The 21,285-nt window shown below is 42.7% G+C and carries 20 protein-coding genes; 5 read left to right on the top strand and 15 right to left on the bottom strand.

Annotation, left to right across the window (positions count from 1 at the left end; translation table 11 throughout):
• The first annotated feature begins 175 nt into the window (after positions 1-175).
• Positions 176-1,717, top strand: a complete 1,542-nt coding sequence (locus tag PBT90_RS07080; protein ID WP_270132398.1) for a BCCT family transporter — start codon at positions 176-178, stop codon at positions 1,715-1,717.
• Here the strand turns inward: PBT90_RS07080 and PBT90_RS07075 are convergent.
• The 3 genes from PBT90_RS07075 to PBT90_RS07065 are packed head-to-tail and all read right to left on the bottom strand — an operon-like array spanning position 1,714 to position 2,853.
• Positions 1,714-2,088 carry a DUF983 domain-containing protein gene (locus PBT90_RS07075; RefSeq protein WP_264809687.1) on the bottom strand — a complete coding sequence of 125 codons (375 nt, stop codon included), beginning with the start codon at positions 2,086-2,088 and terminating at the stop codon, positions 1,714-1,716. The genes PBT90_RS07080 and PBT90_RS07075 overlap by 4 nt on opposite strands.
• A 45-nt stretch (positions 2,089-2,133) precedes the next feature.
• Entirely contained in the window at positions 2,134-2,340 is a 207-nt protein-coding gene (locus tag PBT90_RS07070) for a hypothetical protein (protein WP_264809686.1), read from the bottom strand.
• A 3-nt stretch (positions 2,341-2,343) separates the two neighbouring features.
• The gene (locus PBT90_RS07065) at positions 2,344-2,853 is read right to left on the bottom strand and encodes a DUF4920 domain-containing protein (protein WP_264809685.1); all 510 of its coding nucleotides are present in this window, start codon (positions 2,851-2,853) and stop codon (positions 2,344-2,346) included.
• A 323-nt stretch (positions 2,854-3,176) separates the two neighbouring features.
• Here PBT90_RS07065 and serA point away from each other — a divergent pair, with 323 nt between their 5' ends.
• The gene (serA, locus tag PBT90_RS07060; RefSeq protein ID WP_264809684.1) at positions 3,177-5,069 is read left to right on the top strand and encodes a phosphoglycerate dehydrogenase; all 1,893 of its coding nucleotides are present in this window, start codon (positions 3,177-3,179) and stop codon (positions 5,067-5,069) included.
• A gap of 450 nt (positions 5,070-5,519) precedes the next feature.
• Here the strand turns inward: serA and PBT90_RS07055 are convergent, their stop codons facing one another.
• From PBT90_RS07055 to PBT90_RS07025, 7 genes are all read right to left on the bottom strand, one after another.
• Complete coding sequence (locus PBT90_RS07055) at positions 5,520-7,361, bottom strand: M1 family aminopeptidase (RefSeq protein WP_264809683.1); 1,842 nt, start codon at positions 7,359-7,361, stop codon at positions 5,520-5,522.
• 266 nt (positions 7,362-7,627) lie between these two features.
• Complete coding sequence (rfbB, locus tag PBT90_RS07050) at positions 7,628-8,680, bottom strand: dTDP-glucose 4,6-dehydratase (RefSeq protein WP_264809682.1); 1,053 nt, start codon at positions 8,678-8,680, stop codon at positions 7,628-7,630.
• Positions 8,681-8,840: 160 nt separating this feature from the next.
• On the bottom strand, positions 8,841-9,893 hold the full coding sequence (locus PBT90_RS07045; protein ID WP_264809681.1) for an NAD-dependent epimerase: 1,053 nt from the start codon (positions 9,891-9,893) through the stop codon (positions 8,841-8,843).
• A 39-nt stretch (positions 9,894-9,932) separates the two neighbouring features.
• The gene (locus PBT90_RS07040; RefSeq protein ID WP_270132384.1) at positions 9,933-11,099 is read right to left on the bottom strand and encodes a glycosyltransferase family 4 protein; all 1,167 of its coding nucleotides are present in this window, start codon (positions 11,097-11,099) and stop codon (positions 9,933-9,935) included.
• Between the two features lie 152 nt (positions 11,100-11,251).
• On the bottom strand, positions 11,252-11,839 hold the full coding sequence (locus PBT90_RS07035) for a Maf family nucleotide pyrophosphatase (protein WP_264809679.1): 588 nt from the start codon (positions 11,837-11,839) through the stop codon (positions 11,252-11,254).
• Positions 11,820-13,118 carry a DUF1015 domain-containing protein gene (locus tag PBT90_RS07030; RefSeq protein ID WP_264809678.1) on the bottom strand — a complete coding sequence of 433 codons (1,299 nt, stop codon included), beginning with the start codon at positions 13,116-13,118 and terminating at the stop codon, positions 11,820-11,822. Before PBT90_RS07030 ends, PBT90_RS07035 begins: the two co-directional genes overlap by 20 nt.
• A gap of 1 nt (position 13,119) precedes the next feature.
• Positions 13,120-14,616, bottom strand: coding sequence for an acetyl-CoA carboxylase biotin carboxylase subunit (locus PBT90_RS07025; RefSeq protein ID WP_264809677.1), 1,497 nt, complete (start codon positions 14,614-14,616; stop codon positions 13,120-13,122).
• Between the two features lie 348 nt (positions 14,617-14,964).
• On the opposite strand from PBT90_RS07025, the gene PBT90_RS07020 reads away from it, so the two are divergent.
• Positions 14,965-16,215: an aminotransferase class I/II-fold pyridoxal phosphate-dependent enzyme gene (locus PBT90_RS07020; RefSeq protein ID WP_264809676.1), complete on the top strand. Its 1,251-nt coding sequence runs from the start codon at positions 14,965-14,967 to the stop codon at positions 16,213-16,215.
• A gap of 105 nt (positions 16,216-16,320) precedes the next feature.
• The gene (locus PBT90_RS07015; protein ID WP_264809675.1) at positions 16,321-16,497 is read left to right on the top strand and encodes a histone H1; all 177 of its coding nucleotides are present in this window, start codon (positions 16,321-16,323) and stop codon (positions 16,495-16,497) included.
• A gap of 74 nt (positions 16,498-16,571) precedes the next feature.
• Here the strand turns inward: PBT90_RS07015 and PBT90_RS07010 are convergent, their stop codons facing one another.
• Positions 16,572-17,978, bottom strand: a complete 1,407-nt coding sequence (locus PBT90_RS07010; protein WP_264809674.1) for a DEAD/DEAH box helicase — start codon at positions 17,976-17,978, stop codon at positions 16,572-16,574.
• 69 nt (positions 17,979-18,047) lie between these two features.
• Between PBT90_RS07010 and PBT90_RS07005 the strand changes: the two genes are divergently transcribed.
• The gene (locus PBT90_RS07005) at positions 18,048-18,689 is read left to right on the top strand and encodes a GyrI-like domain-containing protein (protein WP_264809673.1); all 642 of its coding nucleotides are present in this window, start codon (positions 18,048-18,050) and stop codon (positions 18,687-18,689) included.
• Positions 18,690-18,851: 162 nt separating this feature from the next.
• Here the strand turns inward: PBT90_RS07005 and PBT90_RS07000 are convergent, their stop codons facing one another.
• The 4 genes from PBT90_RS07000 to PBT90_RS06985 form a co-directional block, all read right to left on the bottom strand.
• On the bottom strand, positions 18,852-20,270 hold the full coding sequence (locus tag PBT90_RS07000) for a sigma-54-dependent transcriptional regulator (RefSeq protein ID WP_264809672.1): 1,419 nt from the start codon (positions 20,268-20,270) through the stop codon (positions 18,852-18,854).
• On the bottom strand, positions 20,248-20,655 hold the full coding sequence (locus PBT90_RS06995) for a response regulator (protein WP_264809671.1): 408 nt from the start codon (positions 20,653-20,655) through the stop codon (positions 20,248-20,250). Before PBT90_RS06995 ends, PBT90_RS07000 begins: the two co-directional genes overlap by 23 nt.
• A gap of 109 nt (positions 20,656-20,764) precedes the next feature.
• On the bottom strand, positions 20,765-21,016 hold the full coding sequence (locus PBT90_RS06990) for a hypothetical protein (protein ID WP_264809670.1): 252 nt from the start codon (positions 21,014-21,016) through the stop codon (positions 20,765-20,767).
• 38 nt (positions 21,017-21,054) lie between these two features.
• Positions 21,055-21,234: a CsbD family protein gene (locus tag PBT90_RS06985; RefSeq protein WP_264809669.1), complete on the bottom strand. Its 180-nt coding sequence runs from the start codon at positions 21,232-21,234 to the stop codon at positions 21,055-21,057.
• Between the last annotated feature and the right edge of the window lie 51 nt (positions 21,235-21,285).

Genomic DNA, 21,285 nt, shown 5'->3' with positions numbered 1-21,285 from the left:
TAAAACAGAATTATACCTTACTATTAAACACAAAAACCAATTAATATTTTAATATAAAATTTATATATCCATAGAAATTAAATCCTCAGCTCAGACAGGAATCTTGCAATTCGTACTGAATTTTTGATTTACGGCACTTTTTAGCTTACTATAAATCTGGTACCTTAACTGGCCAATGGCAAAACTCAACTCCTCATTTTTAAAGATCCAAGTACGTCCTTGGGTATTTTGGCCGCCCTTTGGCTTACTGATTGTTGCAGTGATTCTAAGCCTGGTCTTTCCTGAAGAATTTGTAACCAATGCCAGGGGTATCCAGCAGATTATCCTGGAATCTTTTTCTTTGGGCTTTAGCTGGGTTTCCTTATTGATGTGTGTATTAGCGGCTGGGGTCATGTTTTCTCCACTTGGCCGGAGAAAAATCGGTGGAGCAAAGGCCCAGCCCAGACTGAAACTAGTAAGTTGGTTTGCTATAGTTTTATGCACTACCATTGCCGTAGGTATATTATTTTGGGCTAGTGCAGAACCTCTTTCACATTATTTGTTCCCTCCAGAGTTTTTAGCTCTGAATGCCGCAAGTCCAGAAGCAAAAAACTTCGCATTGGGTGCTTTGTACTTTCATTGGGGATTTACTCCCTATGCGATTTACGCTGTTCCCGCTTTGGTTTTTGCTCTTATGCACTATTCATCTGGGAGAAAAAGGTTAAGTCTTGGCGTCATGCTCATTCCCTTGACGGGCAGGCTTACCAACACAAAATTAGAAACAGGTTTAGACCTATTCAGCCTTTTTGCCTTGGTCACGGGAATGTCTGCAGCGCTCGGGGCCGGCATTTTAAGTTTAAGCGGAGGTGTAATGGCTTTTTTTCCAAATTTGAACAGCACCTACCTCACAGCTGCGGTGACAGGTCTGATATTGATCACCTTCATCATCTCCGCCTCTACCGGAATAGATAAGGGTATAAAAAGCTTGTCTCTCTTCAATTTGGTTTTTTTTGTTCTGATAGCTGTGCTATTTATTCTACTCGGGGAAAAAAGCCTAATACTTGGCAATATCACCCAGGGGTTTAAAGCTTATACTGGCAATTTCCTAGATCTCAGCATGCAGCTTAGCGGAGCTGGATCTAAATGGACTTACGACTGGTCTACTTTCAATTTTGCCATGTGGATGGCCTGGGCCCCTATGACTGCACTTTTTCTAGGCAAAATAGCCATCGGCAGAACGGTGCGGGAGTTTTTACTGGTCAATTGGTTTTTTCCTGCACTTTTCTGCTTGGTCTGGATGGGGATTTTTGGCGGAACGACTTTGGATTTTGCATCAAGCAAACCAGCTGTTTACGAAAAACTATTGGAAACTGTAGGTCCTGAATCAATCATCTATCAGGTATTCGCAGACATGGGCTACTTTAGTCTTTTTGCCAGTTTTTATGTGTTGGGGATTTTCATTTCCTACGTGACCGCCGCCGACTCCAGTACGGAAGCACTGGCCAGCATCAGCATGAAAAAACAAAACAAGGATGCATTTCGCTCAGACACCAACCTGAAAGTACTTTGGGGTACATTGATAGGATTTCTAGCCTGGGTGATGGTGACCTTCTCTGGTATAGACGGAGTCAGAATTCTCTCTATAATTGGAGGCCTACCAGCATTGTTTTTCTTATTACTGGTAAGCGTTTCGCTTTTACTAATTTTATTTCAACCCAGTAAATACCTTAGAAATTAATACCCACGGTACTTCAGTTTGCTCATTCCGTACAAATAGAACACCTTTGAATACCTAAGCATAAGCGGAAGTAAACCTATATTCAAAACTCCCACAGTAACCAGATACATCCAAAGTTCTGGCTCATCCAATAGCACATTCAGCGCTACCATAGTGGCTATCACCAATGCAACCGAGAAAGCATAGCTCACATACATGGCACCATAATAAAAATCAGGCTCCGGCACCAAACTGGCCTGGCAAACCTCACATCTCGCATTAATTTCCGTAAGTTTTCTAAAACCTGCTTTGGGTACAGAAAACAAATCACCTTGGTGGCATTGGGGACATTTTGCCTTCAACATCGCCTTTACAGTACTTTTTTCACTCATGATATGGAGGTATGGAACCTTAGGATTGGGATAGGTTTGAGCCATTTACCGGTACAGCTCATCGAGATCGTAATCTTTGCCTATGCCCCATTGAAGCAGTTCCTCTGTCGTGTAATATTCTAGGGTATTTAAGTCTTTAACTTTAAAATTCGTTCCTCTTAACCGGGAAATAATTTCCAATTCACGGATTTCGCCCATGTTTGTCAATAGGTACTTTCTTCCCACTCTCAAGTTGTCTAAAGCTATTGGCATGGATCAGGATTTTTCTTGAATGATTACACCTGTTGCTTCAAAAGTGATTTCCCGCTTGGGCTCGGTGATTGCTTCCACTTCATCCTTACTTTTGCCTTGGTCTTCTGCAAAATGCCGAAGCGTCTCTACATCGGTTTCGGTAAGTGTGGCTACCCCGTCCAAAATAATCGGAAAACCTTGAGAAGTAGTAGGTACAAAAAACCCGTAATCCTTAAAGGTCACACGCATGGACTCTCCATTTGGCAGATCCAAAGTAAGCCAGCAGCCTTTTTTGGTGCAGACTTCGACGATTTCACCGGAGATTTTGCCTTCAAAAGACCCGGTTTCATTCACGATTTGAATCATCTGGGCAGTGCTGGTAACAGAAGATGAGTTCACTTCATCCCCATAATTCCCAGGAACCTCAGTGATTTCATTTTCGATAAGAGCTTGTTCTTTCTCAGTTTTATTTTCCTGACATCCAGTACCCAGCATTAATCCAAATGCGAGGTAAAGTAAGATTGATTTTTTCATCTGTTTAAAATTTGTCCTTTTAAGTGGCCACCCCGAACTGTCCGAATACAGACTTGAGCACTAAGATTAGACTCAAGTATTCTATTTCAACTCATCCAGTAGGCCAACCCTTGATTTTGTAAAAATACATCAGGAATCCTAGGCATGAAAGCGTATTCATACGATTTCGCTATATACTTCCAATTCAAAATCTATCCTTAAACCCCAGCTATTTTGCGAAAAAATCGATTGCGAAAAAGATTTTAAACAAATCTTTCAATAAACCTTCAATTTTTTTAACAATCCTGTAATTTTACAGGCAAATTAACCTATTGACCCTGCACATGCCTAGTACTACTAAATTCATCATTGATTTTGACAGCACATTTACCCAGGTAGAAGCCTTGGATATTTTGGGAGAAATCAGTTTGAATAATGATCCAGAAAGAGAACGTAAAGTTCAGGCCATCAAAGACATTACAGATCAGGGGATGGAAGGAAGCCTTTCATTTAGAGACAGCCTGATACAGCGAATCGAAATACTGGAAGCCAACAAATCCCAGATCGATGACCTGATAGTGGCCCTGAAAAAGAGAGTTTCCAAATCCTTTGAGCGAAACAAGGAATTTCTTCAGGACCACTCTGAGCATATTTATATCGTCTCCAATGGCTTTAAGGACTTTATCATCCCTATTGTAAGTACCTATGGAATCAAGGAGGAAAATGTTTTTGCCAATGAGTTTGTCTATGATGAGTCTGGTAATATCATAGATTTCAATAGAGAAAACCCCCTATCGCAAAATAACGGCAAAGCCGAAACCATTCGGAAAATCAATCTGGAAGGTGAGGTCTATGTGATCGGTGATGGATACACCGACTATGAAATCAAAAAGTCCGGTCTGGCAAACAAATTTTACGCATTTACTGAAAACGTCAACCGTCCAAAGGTGACCAAGGAGGCAGATCACATCGCTCCCAGCCTAGACGAAATCTTATATATCAATAATTTGAATACAAAATTTTCCTATCCGAAAAGCAGAATTAAGGTTTTGCTCCTAGAGAATGTCCACCCCATAGGTGTGGAATTACTAAAAGAAGAAGGCTATGACGTAGAAGTCGTAAAATCTGCGATGTCCGAAGATGAGCTTTGCGAAAAAATAAAAACTGTGTCTATCCTAGGTATCCGATCCAAAACCAATTTGACCAAGAAGGTACTGGAAAATGCCAATAGGCTGATAGCCGTAGGTGCATTTTGTATCGGTACCAACCAAATCGATTTGGAGGCTTGCCAGGAGAAAGGAATCGCCGTATTCAACGCACCCTATAGCAACACCAGATCTGTGGTGGAAATGGCCATTGGCGAGATCATTTTCCTCATGAGAAACTTTGCTGACAAGGTGCCTGCTATGCATCAGGGCAAATGGAATAAATCCGCTACTGGTTCATTTGAAATAAGAGGTAAAAAACTCGGAATCGTAGGTTACGGTAATATCGGGGCACAACTTTCTGTACTGGCAGAAAATATGGGGATGAATGTGTTCTATTACGATGTAATCGAAAAACTTGCCCTTGGGAATGCTACAAAAGTAGACTCTCTGGATGAGCTAATGAGTACTTGTGATGTGATTTCGCTTCATGTGGATGGTAGAAAAGAGAACCAAAACTTCATTGACAGAGAGAAAATAAACCTGATGAAGAAAGGTTCATATTTAGTCAATTTGAGCCGAGGACATATTGTGGACATTCCGGCTTTGCGCGATGCAATCCTGGAAGGTAGACTGGCCGGATGTGCAGTGGATGTATTCCCTGAGGAACCTAAAAACAACAAGGAACCGTTTGAATCAGAATTAATTGGTCTGCCAAACACGATTCTTACGCCTCACATCGGAGGAAGCACACTGGAAGCACAGGTGAATATAGCTCGTTTCGTACCGGGTAAAATCATGGAGTACATCAACACCGGAAACACTTACAACTCTGTGAATTTCCCGAATATCCAATTGCCATTCCTCCAAAACGCCCATAGACTGATTCACATTCACTTGAATGAGCCCGGGGTGTTGGCAAAAATTAATCAGGTGCTGGCAAACTATGAAATCAACATCGTAGGCCAGTATCTAAAGACCAATGAGAAAATCGGATATGTAATCACAGATATTGACAAAGCATATTCCAATGAGGCAATAGAAGCTTTGAAAATGATTCCTGGCACGATCCGGTTTAGAGTTTTATATTGATTAGATAGCATTCCATACTTGGAATAAAAGTTAGCATCGGGCGTAGGCTCGATGCTTTTTTTGGATTGAGAGTTACCAGGGTTTTATCAGCCAGTATTGTGATCCAAGAGGACCGTAAGAAGAGTACCATTGCTGGGGTAAGCTTGTGCCCTTTATTTGTGATGGAGCTTTACATCATTCGCTACAGGATAATCAAGAGAATTTTCACGTATTGAAGCTTCGCAAAGGGTAAAAAAAAAACACTTGCCAATATTTCCGCCTGTGTACTTCCGGGAAGACTTGTGGGAACCCCTAGACTTTCAGAAAAAAAGGAACTGTCTCAAAAGGCTTCTAGGTATCCCCATGAGTGGAGTCGAATACCAATTCCTGTAAATCAGGATGTATTTCGACTTCGCTTAATGTGACAACCTATACTTTTGAAACAGCTCCCTATTGTACTATTTAGAGGGATTAAAACTCCTTCTTGTTATTATCTGGATTTATATCTGCCATTCGCTTAGACGGATCTATTTCTATTGATTTGATGGTATCAAGTGCTCTCGGGATGGTTACTTTTTTGACCAAGTTGGTCCAAGGCCAATCCTCCGAAAGTATTCTTGTAGGCATACCTTCTTCTACAGGTTTTTCACCTCTCATAATTTCAAGCGGCAAATAAACCATCTCCTGACTACCATCCTTATAAGTAATCACCAGGTCTATAGGCATTGGCATCAACCCTACTCTTTCTAAGATGATCTCCGTGGTGTTTTCCTTCGCATTTACCGCCTTGACTGCATAATCAATGGTTTTGGTAGTGTACACAAAGTACTCTTTGTACCAATCCAATTCCAAACCGCTTTGCTTTTCCATGATTCGAACAAAATCATTGGCATTTGGGTGCTTGAATTTCCAAGTGTTGAAATAATTCAACATACCTTGGTCTCTTGCTTCGTCCCCGATGATATATCCCATTTGCGCGACAAATACTGCGCCCTTGGAGTAGGATGCTGAACCATAGGCGGAGTTGGTGTGGTAATGATCAGCGTGGGTACTCATAGGCTCTTCAAGGCCAGATTTTGCTAATCGATAATAACCTGCATAGGATCCACGAGTTGGGTTTTCACTGGCTTTGAAAATATCTGACATGGTAAGCGAAGACACATAGCTGGTGAATCCCTCATCCATCCATGGATATAGCGCTTCATTAGTGGCCAGCACACCTTGGTACCAGCTGTGCGCCAGTTCATGAACCATCACTCCTACCAGACTACCTAAACTACGTCCACCTGTGATCAACGTGGACATCGGGTACTCCATACCTCCATCACCACCTTGGATCACAGAAAACTGCTTGTAAGGATACTGGCCATAGTGCTCAGAAATAAACGCTATCGCTTTTGGGGTGTATTCTTTCAATTTCTCCCAGTTGGCAGTGGTTTCTTCTGAAGGGATATACAAATGGTGTACAGTAATGCCATTTGACATTTCTACTTTGTCATGTCGGTATTTGGGATCTGCAGCCCACATGAAATCGTGTACATTCGGTGCCTTGAATTTCCAGGTCAACTTGTCACCGGCTGGTTCCGGTACCGAAACGCCCTGGTCTTCATATCCATGACCAATTTCATTTGGGTTTTGCAAATAACCTGTACCACCTACAGTGTAAGACTTATCTATGGTGATGTTCACCTCAAAGTCACCCCAAATTCCATAAAACTCCCGTCCAATGTATGGATTCGCATGCCAACCCTGCTCGTCGTATTCTGACATTTTAGGGTACCACTGAGACATGGAGTAGCGGACACCTTCTGCACTGTCCCTGCCTGATCTTCTGATTTGCACAGGCACTTGACCAGAAAAATCCATCTCAAAAATCACTGAGGTATTCGGTAAAATTGGCTCTGCCAGTTCTACTTCCAGGATAGTCCCGACTTCAGCATATTCCACAACTTTACCGTCCATGGTCAGACTATTGACGTGCATATAACCAATCTCGTCCGGCTTCAATTTGGAGATTCTATCCCCCACTCTTCGGTCTGGATCAGCAATGGTTCTAGAACGCTCATCCATCATGCTACCCGGCTGAAAGGCATTGTAGTAAAGGTGATAGAAGACTCGGTCTAGCGTATCAGGTGAGTTATTGGTATAAACCAGGACCTGGGTTCCTTGGTATTGGTTGGTATTGACGTCCATTTCGACGTCCATTTTGTAGTCAGCAGCTTGCTGAAATCTTCCCGTTTGGGCATTTCCTGCAAGTTGCAATCCCATCAAAAGAAAAAGCCCTAGTATAGGCTTTGCCAATTTTATCTGCATAACGATTAATTTTTCACAAAGAAACTCAAATTCAAAAAGCACCCCAAACCACCAATCAAAAAATAGGAAAATCTACCGATGGAGATAAGGAGGATAAATTCTGACTTACGATTGACGAATTACGATTGCCGAGGGGATGGATTGAGTTAAAGTGACCCTGTTTTCGCTAAGGCCGAATTTCGAATGATAAACGATGAAGTAAGCCGAAAGAAACTTTACAATTTTGCCGCCTTATCACCTTACCACTTTACGAACCTCCCCCAATATCAACTCTCGTAATGCTGGGAATAATATTCCTGGTATGCACCCGAAGTCACATGATCCAGCCAGTCCTGATTAGCCAAATACCAATCAATGGTAAGCTCTATCCCTTCTTCAAATTGTAAACTTGGCTCCCAGCCCAGCTCTTCTTTAATCTTGGTGGCATCGATCGCATACCGAAGATCATGGCCTGCTCTATCCTTGACAAAGGTGATCAACTGGGCAGAAGTACCAGGTTCACGACCTAGTTTCTCATCCATTTTGGCACATAGCAAGCGAACTATATTTATATTTTTCCACTCATTGAAGCCTCCTATATTGTAGGTTTCACCAGCTTTACCGTCATGAAAAACTGTGTCGATAGCTCGGGCATGGTCTTTCACAAAAAGCCAGTCTCGGATGTTCTCCCCTTTTCCATAAATAGGCAAAGGTTTATTGTTTTTGATATTATGAATGCAAAGTGGGATCAGTTTTTCGGGAAAATGGTTTGGACCGTAATTATTAGAACAGTTAGAAACCACAGTACGCATTTTATAGGTATTGGCATAGGCTCTTACAAAGTGGTCGGATGCTGCTTTAGATGCTGAATAAGGGGACTGCGGATCATAAGAAGTAGTCTCCAGGAAAAACCCTCCATCATGTAAAGAACCGTAAACTTCATCGGTAGAAACATGATAAAACAAGTGATCAGATAAGTTTTCCTTCCAATAATCCTTAGCAGTATTCAAAAGATTCACCGTTCCTATCACATTGGTCTTCACAAATGCCAGCGGATCTGTGATAGATCTATCCACATGGGATTCTGCAGCCAAATGAATCACATCCGTGATCTCATGCTTTTCAAAAACTGCCTTCAATGCATCTACATCTTGAATATCTACCTTTTCAAAGGCATAATTCTCCGCTCCTTCTACCGATTTAAGGTTTTCCAGATTGCCTGCATAAGTCAAAGCATCCAGATTGACGATTTTATAGGCTGGATACTTTTCCACAAAAAGCCTTACTACATGGCTACCGATAAACCCGGCTCCACCTGTGATCAATATTGATTTGGACATAAAGTTGATTTCTTATGGTGATTTTCCGCTACTTTTCCAGAAGGTTGAAATAATAACTTAGTACAGCGGAAAATCCTCGACTGACCACGGCAGGTAAATTTGAACTTCAACCATGGTGTTAATTATTATCTACTGGCAAGAAAACGGTTATTCATGTTTCTTATTTCTTGTAATAATCCAAGTACCACTCGGTAAACTTTTGCACCCCATATTGGACGCTTGTGTTGGGTTTATACCCAGTATCGGCCACCAGGTCCGTCACGTCTGCATGGGATGCAGGTACATCACCTGGCTGAAGAGGAAGCATATCCATGATGGCTTCCTTGCCTAGCCCTTTTTCTACTGCTTTGATATAATCCATAAGAAGCACTGGAGCAGAATTTCCAATATTATAGACTTTAAAAGGAGCTCTGCCACTTCCTGGATCTGGGTTTAGCGGGTCAAAGTTCGGGTTTGGACTGGCCACATGATCCGCCACTCTGATCACTCCTTCCACGATATCATCTATATAAGTGAAATCCCTCTTCATTTCCCCATGGTTAAACACTTGGATAGGCTTACCTGCCAAGATCGCTTCTGTAAACAAAAACAAAGCCATGTCCGGCCTGCCCCATGGTCCGTAAACGGTGAAAAACCTCAATCCTGTGGTCGGTATTCCAAACAGATGACTGTAAGTATGAGCCATCAGCTCATTGGATTTTTTGGAAGCAGCATACAGACTGATGGGATGATCTACAGAGTCGGAGGTGGAAAAGGGCAATTTCTCATTTGCGCCGTACACTGAACTGGAAGATGCGTACACCAGATGCTTAACCGGATGAAATCTGCAGGATTCCAGAATATTCAGAAAAGCGATGATGTTACTTTGGATGTACACCTCTGGGTTGGTCAAGGAATACCTCACGCCCGCCTGAGCAGCCAGATGGATAACCACGTCAAATTTCTCTTGGGCAAATAATGCTACCAAGGTATCCTTATCAGCCAGATCCATTTGGACAAATCTATAGGTGCTGAGTTTGTCTGATTGCACCAACTTATCCTTAGTGACATTAGCTCTGGCAATCCCCATTTCAGCTAGCCTGGCGTACTTTAGGTTGATATCATAGTAGTCATTGATAATATCCAAGCCTACGACTTCCTCACCTCTTTCCAGTAATTGTCGGGCTACATGAAATCCAATAAATCCTGCGGTTCCGGTGACCAGGTACTTCATAAAATTGAAAAGTAAGAGTTATTAAGGCCTAAATATAAGTTATTCCTCTGGACTGGCTTGCGCCAAAAGCCGCTGATATTGCTTGAATATTTCATCCTGAACTGCCTTTCTGTCAAAATCATTGACTACCTGCTGATGTAAGTTACTGGCTAACTGAGCCATTTTATCTCTTTTGACAAAAGCAAACTCCATCGCTTCCTTGAGGATTTCCACATTTTTCACCGGGAAAATCAAGCCTGTCTTCTGTTGGGTAATCAAATCTGTATTACCAATGATATCCGAACAAATCACCGGAAGGTCCATTGCTCCGGCCTCTAGCAATACATTAGGGAAGCCCTCCCGGTGGGAAGCATGTACCAAAACATCCGCCAAAGCCATGTAATGGGCTACATGATCTGACCATGCGATCTGAACGATGCGCGGGTGATCAGTGATGGTTTGTATGGTTTCCGGATCCAGTGGATTCAGATCCTGCTCAAAATCCCCAAGTAAAACCAGCTTGGTTTTGGCGACAATTTTCGAGGCTAAGAATGCAGTTACCAACTCTTCAATTCCTTTATCCTTAACCAGTCTGCCGACAGACAGCATCACAAAATCATCTTCCCCGGGAAGAATCCGCATGGTAGCGGCCACTAAGTGGTTTTCTTTCAGAGCCGCTCTGCTAAACTTCTCTAGATCCACTCCATTGGTAGAGCCCTTCCCTATCACATGCAGCTTTTCTCTACTGCACAGGTCATTTTCAAGTAGGTAATTTTTCAAGCCAAAGGAATTTGGCCAGACATCCGTAGCAGAATCGTAGGTCAGCTTTTCGGTAAACTGCAGGACACTTTTTTTACCACCTGCTGCAGACATCATAGGCAAACCTGCCAAAGTATGAATGCGGACTTTTACCCCTGCCAACTTTGCTGCGATCATTCCTAAAAGACCGGCTTTCGGCGTATGTGTATGGACTATATCTGGCTTTTCGTTTTTGAAAAGCCTATAGAGCATATACAAACATTTCAAGTCATTGAATGGAGTTATTTTCCTCGTGAAGGGAATGACATGATGCGGTACTCCTTCCGCCTTGGATAATAAGTGTATATCTCTGGAATCTGCACTGACCATCAGGACCTCCCATCCCTTTTCTTTCATGAATTTCATTTGCCCTGCAAGCAAAATCTTCAATGAAATAGGAACAGTGGTTATTCGTATGAGTTTGGGCATGAAAAAAACGGCTTCTTAAAAGCACGAAGTTAAGATTTTAAAGCATTTTATCCCTGCAAAAAAGCAAATGGTATTCCACTTCCATGGGCTTTGGAAGATTTAACCTTGCCAAAAGATATTACCAGTTTTGGAAACCCCTTCTCTACCTCTAATTACCACTTCTTCAATTGCGCATAAACCAGGTGCAGGGGAAATCCCATTACGGTATAATAGGAACCTTCGATACGCTCCACTCCCATATAGCCTATCCATTCCTGAATGCCATAGGCTCCCGCCTTGTCGAAAGGCTTGTAGCGATGGATGTAATGCCAGATTTCCTCTTCCTCCAGAAATCTAAAGGTGACCACCGTCTCATCCTCCAGCGTGATGCGTTTTTGTGGATCCCGTATGGTCACGGCCGTCATCACGGTATGAGTAGATCCAGATAGGCTTTTCAGCATATCAAAAGCCTCATTTTCAGTCCTTGGCTTACCCAGCACATGCCCATCTTCAATGACCACAGTATCTGAAGTGATCAATATCTCATTCTCCTTCAGCTCATCGGGGAATGAATCTGACTTTAATTTAGAAAGATAGGCCGCCACATAATTAGCTTCCAGATCTCCTGGAATATGCTCATCCACATCATTCGTCCTTACCTCAAAGTCTATTTCCAATCCTTTCAAAAGCTCCTGCCTTCTGGGGGAATTGGAAGCCAGAATGATGGTTTTGTCGTGTAGCTTACTTAAAAAAGGATCCATAGTCAAATTCAAATTCTTCTTGTTTAATACTGGCGAAAAGCAAACCTCCTAAAGCTTTTGGATAAAAGTAGGTGGATTTCTGAGGCATAAGCTCCCCACTTTTACACACCTGCATTACCTGATCCAGCTCCAGCTCACGTGTAATCATTGCAAAACTAGCCTTGCCAGAGCGGACCTCCTGAATACATCGAGCAAAATTTCGCTCATATGCAATCTGATCACTGCTGCGCTGTCGTGCTACAGGTATGTCCAAAATCTCAGCAAATAAAATCCTGTGCAACACTGTCAAATCCAGTGTCCTTACAATTTCTGGCAAATTTTGATTGATCTTTACTAGCTTTTCCTCGCGTGCTTGTAGCATAAAGCTCTCCTCGCCTATTACCAGCCCAAAGGTATGAGGTTTATGAAAAGCATAAGCACCTAACTCCTCTGGATCAGCAAATTTTTTCACCAAAAACCATTGCTGCAGTTCTTGTATCAAATGCTCTGCACTTATTTTCAATCCATAAAAAAGCCGATGGGTAGGCAGTATCTTCAGATGATTCCCACTGGTATTGGTCAGGTACATCAGGTGATAATCAAAGCCTTTCCAAATCCCTCCTTCGGCTTCAGGTTTCTTGGAATTCCTGTATGCAATCGACCCCTCCAAACGATGATGACCATCTGCAAGAATAATATTTTTACCTGCTAATACTTTCAAAAATTTTGAAATAATCGAAGGATCATCAATGATAGCCATCACTTCCCGTACGCCCTGATAATCCTCTAGGTCATAAATAGGCTGTGCGATGGCTTCATCCATATAAGGCTCAAGCTGCTCTAGCTTATCTTCGTAAAGTCCATGCGTTGGACTGGCTTGGATTTGCGTAGCCTTTAGTAAGTCTATCCGGTCATTCACGGCATTGACTATGGTATTCTCATGTCTCAAAATCACCTTCTCATCCCAATCGTAAGCTTTGATATGAGCCATAAAACCTTTGCGACAGCGCTCATGATGCTCTCCTGGCAGTCGAAAATACTGATAATACACATATATGCCCGGCTTGGAATCCTGAACTAGCACCTGTTCTTTTTTCCACTTCTCCATCCTGGCTTTAGCTTCCTGAGCGGGACGGATACCGGAAGGCACTGCCAAATGAATACTATTTAAAGGATTTTGATACAGTAAGTCTCGCTGTCTTTCTGATACCACATCAAACAGGGGAGCAATCAATTCCTCCATTTTGGGGAGAAATCTTGGAGCATACCTCCATGCTCTAATAGGAAGAATTTCTGCCATATTATTTCAACCTATTTCTCCATGCAGATTCTGAATCTTTGATGCGCCCTGAAGGTTTAGCGGAACCTTTTTTCTCCTTGGCTATAAACTCTACGGCTAAAGCAGCCAAGATCTCCTCTTCCAGCTCAGTAAAGTCCTGGCTCAAAACCTTCGGGTCAAAATATTCATCCACAAATTTGGTATCAAACTGTCCACTCACAAAAGCTTCGTGCTGTATAGCAAACTTGCAAAAACCCAAGGTAGTTTGAATTCCAGTGATCTTATATTCCTCGATAGCGCCCACCATGCGTTGGATCGCTGCGGCCCTATCAGAACCATACGTCACTAGCTTAGCGATCATAGGATCATAATAAATGGGAATATCCATCCCCTCCTCAAACCCATCATCTACCCTCACTCCTGGACCTTGGGGTCTTTTATAGGTGGTCAATTTCCCTATATCAGGCAAGAAATTATTCGCAGGATCTTCGGCATACACCCGAACTTCTAAGGCATGTCCATTGATGTATAGTTCATCCTGAGTGAATGAAAGGGATTCCCCTTCGGCAATTAGAATTTGCTCCCGGACTAAATCCTTACCCGTGATCATTTCTGTGACCGGATGCTCCACCTGAAGCCTGGTATTCATTTCCAGAAAATAAAAATCCAGGTTTTCATCCACAATGAATTCCACCGTACCTGCTCCATAATAATCACAAGCCCGGGCCACTCCTACTGCTGCTTCCCCCATAGCCCGGCGCATTTCTGGTGAGACTACGGCTGAGGGAGCCTCCTCTATCACCTTCTGGTGGCGGCGCTGAATAGAACATTCCCGCTCAAAGAGGTAAACCACTTTACCGTGCTGATCTCCCAAAATCTGAATCTCAATATGCCTGGGAGAAGTAATGTATTTTTCTATGAAAACAGCCGAGTCACCAAATGAAGATTGGGCTTCACTTACTGCTCTTTGCATCTGATCTTCAAACTCCGATTCGTCTTCTACTATTCTCATGCCCTTTCCCCCTCCACCAGCGCTGGCTTTGATAAGAATAGGATAGCCTATTTCGGAAGCTCTTGCTTTTGCTTCTGCTATATCTGTGATTGCTTCTTCGGTCCCCGGTACCAAAGGGATTTTGTATTTGGCCACTGCTTGTTTGGCGGCCAATTTACTCCCCATCACCTCTATGGATGAGGCAGAAGGTCCTACGAAAATAAGTCCTGCATCCATCACTTGCCGGGCAAAAGCCGCGTTTTCGGACAAAAATCCATACCCAGGATGGATGGCATCTACACCGAGCTCCCGGCAGGCAGCTATAATCTTGTCACCCAAAAGATAACTCTGGGCAGAAGGAGGTGGTCCTAGACATACTGCTTCATCAGCAAAAATCACATGAGGGGATAGTCTATCCGCTTCACTATAAACCGCTACCGTTTGAATGCCCATTTCCCGGGCAGTGCGCATGATTCTAAGGCTTATTTCACCTCTGTTAGCGACTAAAAGTTTCTTGATTTTGGGCATATATCTGGATTTATGGTCGATCATTAAGCTCAATCGAAAGATATAAATTAATCCCAGCAATGATAAGAAAGCCCCGAATCATCGAGGGAATTTTGCTTGGCAGGCTTTAAAGTTTTATTTTTGGCGGATTTTAATGATCAGATCATTAGAAATTAAGATTGTACGGAATCTTGCCAGTGCCCGTATTTTCATAGATTACTTGGACTAAAGACCTTACCCGTGAGGCAGGCTGTAGAAAGAAGAGGTCCCATTCCTGGAATTTTCCGAATCCTATGCCGCTTTAGTTGCTATGCTGGCAGAAATGCGTAACTATTTAAAAAATCACCTTTCACTAAAATTTGAAATACTTTGGATCTATTTGCAAAATTAAAAACGAATATGGGCCCCTTGGGCAAACACTCTGAGTTTGCAGACGGCTATTTCTCTTTCCCAAAATTAGAGGGGGAAATTGCTCCAAGAATGAAATTTCAAGGTAAAGAAGTACTGACCTGGAGTTTGAATAATTACCTAGGCCTGGCAAATCATCCAGAAGTGAGAAAAGCTGATGCAGATGCTGCAGCTGAATACGGTGCCGCCTATCCTATGGGCGCCAGAATGATGTCCGGTCAGACCAGCCTCCATGAGCAATTGGAGGATGAGTTGGCTGCTTTCGTAAAGAAAGAGAAAGCCTATTTATTGAACTATGGCTATCAGGGTATCATGTCCGTGATCGATTCCCTTTTGGATAGAAAAGATGTAGTAGTGTATGACTCAGAATGCCACGCGTGTATCATCGATGCACTCAGAATGCACATGGGCAAGCGCTATGTATTCCCACATAATGATATAGAAAACTGCGAGAAGCAACTTGAAAGAGCGACCAAACTAGCAAACGAAACCGGAGGAGGAATCCTGGTGATTACCGAAGGAGTATTCGGTATGACCGGAGACCAAGGCAAACTGAAGGAAATCGTAGCACTCAAGGAGAAATTTGAATTTAGATTGCTGATCGATGATGCGCATGGCTTTGGTACACTAGGAAAAACCGGCGCTGGTACTGACGAAGAGCAAGGGGTACAGGATCAAGTGGACCTTTACTTCTCTACTTTTGCGAAATCTATGGCCAGTATAGGTGCATTCATCGCGGGTGATGAGGAGGTGATTCTTTACCTCAGGTATAACATGAGATCACAGATCTTTGCCAAATCGCTTCCTATGCTTTTAGTAAAAGGTGCGCTTAAGCGTCTTGAGCTATTGAGAACTCAGCCTGAAATCAAGGATAACCTGTGGAAAATCGTCAATGCCCTTCGCTCCGGCCTTCATGAAAACGGATTCAGCACCGGTAAATCAAATTCTCCTGTGACCCCTGTGGTACTCAACGGTACTGTGGGTGAGGCGGCGGCACTGACCAGAGATCTCCGGGAAAACTACAGCATCTTCTGCTCGGTGGTAATTTACCCAGTTGTCCCTAAAGGCATGATTATCTTAAGGTTAATCCCTACAGCTGTACATACACTCGAAGATGTAAACGAAACCATTGCGGCATTTGCGGCTATCAAGGAGAAGCTTACCAGTGGTCACTATAAAAATTCAGAGCTGGCTATTTCCTTTGGCGAGTAAAAAAAGTAGGCAAAAAAACCGCTCTCAGGGTTGATTTAGCAAGTATTTGGACTATATTGAATGCTAAATAATCTAATTCATCAACCCAAAAACAACACTTTTACTATGAGCAAATTTAGTGAAGTAAGAGATCTGGTTCAATCACTTGAAGCCGACTTTGAAAAATTCTACGAAAAGGGAAACCAAGCTGCGGGTACTCGAGTGAGAAAAGGTATGCAAGACCTTAAAAATATCGCGCAGGATATCCGTAAGGAAGTTCAGGATATGAAAAATGCGGGATAATCTCTGCAACATTAAAAAAAGGCTGTCTAGATATAACTCTGACAGCCTTTTTTTTGCCCCTAGTTAAACCAGCGTTAATCCGGATCTATTACATTTCTACGCTTCCCATATTTGCTGGTCACTGGACTTTCAGGGCTGCTTTCTTTTTTGGGAGCTGGTTTGGCCGCTTTTTGAGCCTGCTCAGGCGACTTAGATTGTTTCTGCGTGTCTTTTTGAGGATCTACGCTATTTCTTCTAGGAGGCAGGTTGCCTTTTCTAGGTTTGTTAGGGGATTGTTTCTTTTTATTAAATCCTCCCTTATTGCTAGGGCCAGTTGATTTTTTAGAACTCTTGGCACCACGGGTGTAATCCGGTCCAGCTTCGAAACCATCCGGCAGGGGCATCTGCTCCACCTGCATTCCGATTAAGCTTTCTATTCTATCAAACTTATACTGGTCTTTAGGATTGACGAAGGTAATGGCCGTACCCTCTTTGTCAGCTCTGGCAGTACGACCCACCCGGTGCACATAGTCTTCAGGATCTCCTGGAGTATCATAATTGATCACCAACTCAATACCGACCACGTCTATGCCTCTGGAAATAATATCCGTACCGATGAGGATTTTAACAGACTTGTTTTTGAATGCTGACATGATTTTCTCCCGATCAATCTGCTCCAGATCCGAGTGAAAGGCCTCTATCTCAAACTGTTTGCGAAGCACCTTATACAAGGATTTCACCTTTTCCTTAGTAGAGGCAAAAATAATTACCGCTTCATAGGCTTTTTGGGATAGAATATGTCTAACCAATTCCTCCTTTTGGGTATCGTAAACCGAATACATGGACTGGGTAACTCCCTCAGCAGTTTTACCTATAGCTATGGAAATCTCCTCAGGCTTATTGAGCAGTTTCATGCTAAACTGACGGATTTTTGGAGGCATAGTGGCTGAAAACATCACCGTCTGCCGCTGCTTCGGTAGATAATTTACTATGGTGAGTATATCATCTGAAAACCCCATATCCATCATCCTATCGGCTTCATCCAAAATCAAATGCTCTAAGGAGTCCAATTTGATTTTGCCGCCTGCAAGAAGCGCTATCAAGCGGCCTGGAGTAGCCACCACGATTTCAGCTCCGGTTTCCAATGCACGCTTTTGCTGCTCCCATACTACTCCGTCGCCTCCTCCATAAATGGGAATGGAACTGATGCCCAGAAAGTAGGCAAAGCCCTGGATCTGCTGGTCTATCTGTATCGCCAGTTCCCGAGTAGGAGCCAAAATCAAGGTATTGAGATTTTGGGAACCAGATTTATTGATTTTATTGAGAATAGGTAAAATAAATGCAGCTGTTTTGCCCGTGCCAGTTTGCGCACAGGCAATTAAGTCCTTGCCGGCAAGAATCTCTGGAATTGCTTTTTCCTGAATAGGCGTGGGTTTTTCAAAGCCCATGGCATCCAATCCTTCTTGTAGTGAGGTCTCGAAATTAAATGATGAGAAGTCCAAATTTTGGTGAGTGTAGTGATATAAAAAGCAGTCGGGAAAACCTCCGACCTCCCCAAATATAGTCTCTAATTGTACAGAAACCCAAACAGATGCCTTTTCCTAAAGGAATATGCGGACTTTCTGGCCATGCATTTGCTTCCATTGGAAATCCTGGTTGACTTTGCGACCACTGTTAACTTACTATCGCTTCCCTATATTTGTGTGTTAAACTTTCAGCCTAAAAGCATGTTCCCAAGTCCAAAAATCAAAAACCTGCCTGTCACTGACCTGATTGGAATGAAGTCGGAAATGAGTTTAATAGCGAATAAAACAGGAGAGCTGTGGAGAAATTTTATGCCTCGGAGAAAGGAGATCCAAAACCCATCCAGTACAGCATTGTACTCCATAGAAATCTACCCAGGCCTGGAATATTTCAAAGAATTCAATCCAGCCCGAATATTTGAAAAATGGGCTGCCATTCCAGTGAGCAATACCGACTCAATCCCAAAGGGTATGAATGTGATACATTTGCCTTCTGGCGAATATGCTGTTTTCAACTACAAAGGTTATAGCTCTCAAGTAGGAGATTTCTATCAACAGATTTTTGAAAACTGGCTGCCCCAGTCCGGCTATGGTTTAGCCAACAGGCCGCATTTCGCAGTGATGGGAGAAAAGTACAAAAATGATGATCCGGATTCTGAGGAAGAAATCTGGATTCCTATCGGTAAATGAGCGCTATCCTGCTAAAAACAGAAATGGCTAAGCGGGTGCTTGCGCTTAGCCATTTCTGTTTCAGGTCTGCTTTAACCCAGTTTATACATTCGCCCTGATCATGTGGGCATTAGTTGCAATAGTTTGCCCACTGTGGAGCAGTAGTTTTTAAGCATCATGGGATTAAAGATCGTACTGCTTCATTTTATTGAACAGAGTTTTACGATCTATTCCCAATTGCTTTGCAGCTTGGGTTCTATTGTATTTCACCTCCTCTAAGACTTTGCGCAGCACCTCTGCCTCGGCTTCTGCTGCAGCATCCTTTAGATTCAAAGGCAGCTTAGGCTTAGATTTTCCGGAGGAGTCACCTTCTGAAGGCGATTCTGTGAAGTTAAATTTACGTGCATATACAATTTCTGGTGGCAAAGCTGCGCTCGATATTTTGCCCCCATCACTGAGAAGTGTGGCCCTACGGATTACGTTGCGCATTTCACGTAAGTTTCCAGGCCAAGGATATTCCATAAATATATCCATGACTTGCTGCTCAAAGCCAAAGACCTTTTTGTTGAGTTCGTCATTACTAAGCTCTAAGAAATGATAAGCAAAAGCCTCTATATCTCCTTGTCTATTGCGCAGAGGCGGCACGGTGATACTAAATTCATTGAAGCGGAAGTAAAGATCTTCCCGGAATTTCCCATCAGAAACTGCTTGCCTCAAATCCTCATTGGAAGCCACCAAAATTCTCACGTCTATGGATTTGTCCTTGGTACCCCCTATTCTTCTTAGCTTACGTTCTTGGACTAATCTTAGCAAACCCACTTGGGTTTCATAGGATAGATTGGCTATTTCATCTAGGAATATGGTACCTCCGTCAGCTACTTCAAACTGCCCCGCCTTTTCGGTCAGCGCTCCGGTAAAGGCACCTTTTTCATGTCCCCATAGTTCACTTCCTGCCAGTTCCTTAGTCAGTGCTCCACAATCAATGGCTACAAAAGGTTTTCCGGCCCGCTCACTTTGCTCGTGTATGGTTCGGGCAATATTCTCCTTACCTGCTCCACTTTCTCCATAGATAACTACACTTAGGTTGGTCGGGGCCACAAGGGCTACTTCTTTATATAGTTTCTTGGACTCCTTACCTGTTCCTTTCAGAAACTTGGAAGAATTAGTGTCTGAACCTGTACTTTTTTCACTCTTCAGGTTAGTTGCTTTGGTAAAAGTCTGCGTGTTGGATTTATTGGCTTTGGTAGAGGCTAAAGCACGCTCGATCAGGTTGATAATTTCATCAGGAATCAATGGCTTGGTCACGTAGTCAAAAGCACCGTTTTTGATTACTTCCACGGCGATCTTCACATCTGCATAACCTGTGATTATGGCCACCTGAGTACCTGGGGAAGTTTCACGTACTTTCATCAGCACATCTCGTCCCTCCATATCTCTGAGTTTGAAGTCACAAAAAATAAGGTCGTAGAAGGTCTTCTTGACCATTTCCAGACCAGTTTTTCCGGATATGGTCGTCTCCACATCATATCCTTTCTTAGTTAGAAATCGCTCTAAAAGCTGGCAGATGTCGATGTTATCGTCAATTACTAAGATCTTTGCCATGTTCGTTGTTGGGGTTGGATAAATTAATCAGCTGACTTTGAATCACTTGATCCAATCTAGCTATATTAAATGGTTTGCTTAGGAAATCCAGCGCACCAGACTGGATAGCTGCCAATTTCACTTCATTGTGATCAAAAGCTGACATCATAATCACTTTTGCTCGTTGGTCGGCTGAGTTTAGTTGTTTCAATTCATTCAGTCCATTACCATCTGGCAAATTGACATCCAAAAATACCAAAGAAGGATTAAATTCTTTGATCATATTTCTGCCTTCGCTGAGGGTTCCAGCCGAGTGGACGGTAAATCCTTTTTTGCCTAAGAATCGCACCAGTAAGGAACGGATTTCAGGCTCATCATCCACTACTAATATTAAGTTATTCGTCATCACATTTATCTGGTCAGCCCCCTCTTTCAGGTAATCTTTTGAAATAATTGAAATTAAGTGGTAAGAAGAAAGGTGAAACTGGGTCTCACCTTTCTTTTTGAGGTCAAGGTTATTTAACCTTGTCTACTTTTTCTTTGGCATTGTTGATGGCGGATTTGGTAGCATCCAGTCCTTCCTGCCCTACATGCAGCAGTCTACCTTTAAGGTCAACTACTACATTTTGCAATTCCCCCAAAAGCTTGTTCATTTTCTCTTTCTGAGGTCCGTACTGCTCTTTGTTCTTGTACAGATAAGCGCCCACTACTGCGCCTGTTAACAGTCCGCTTAGCCAAAGTGTTTTATTAATTGATGATTTAGTCATAGTCTTGAATAAATTTAAAGTTTAAAATTATTTCGGTTTTACTTGATTCCAGAAAGGATTTCCTCCTTGGTCTTTCCTACCTTCTTTTGAATTCTGCCCCACAGCTCATCTTCTTTTCCTTCAGTATAATTCAAATCATCATCAGTCAGGTCGGCGTATTGTTGCTTTAGCTTGCCTTTGATGATATTCCAGTTTCCTTCAATTTCCGTTGAATTCATTTTAATATTGGTTTAGTAGTTAAAAATTAATGTTTCTTTACAGTTCTCAGT

The organism is Algoriphagus sp. TR-M9, from assembly GCF_027594545.1.
Lineage (GTDB): Bacteria > Bacteroidota > Bacteroidia > Cytophagales > Cyclobacteriaceae > Algoriphagus > Algoriphagus halophytocola.
This window is presented reverse-complemented; position numbering and strand designations above follow the sequence as displayed.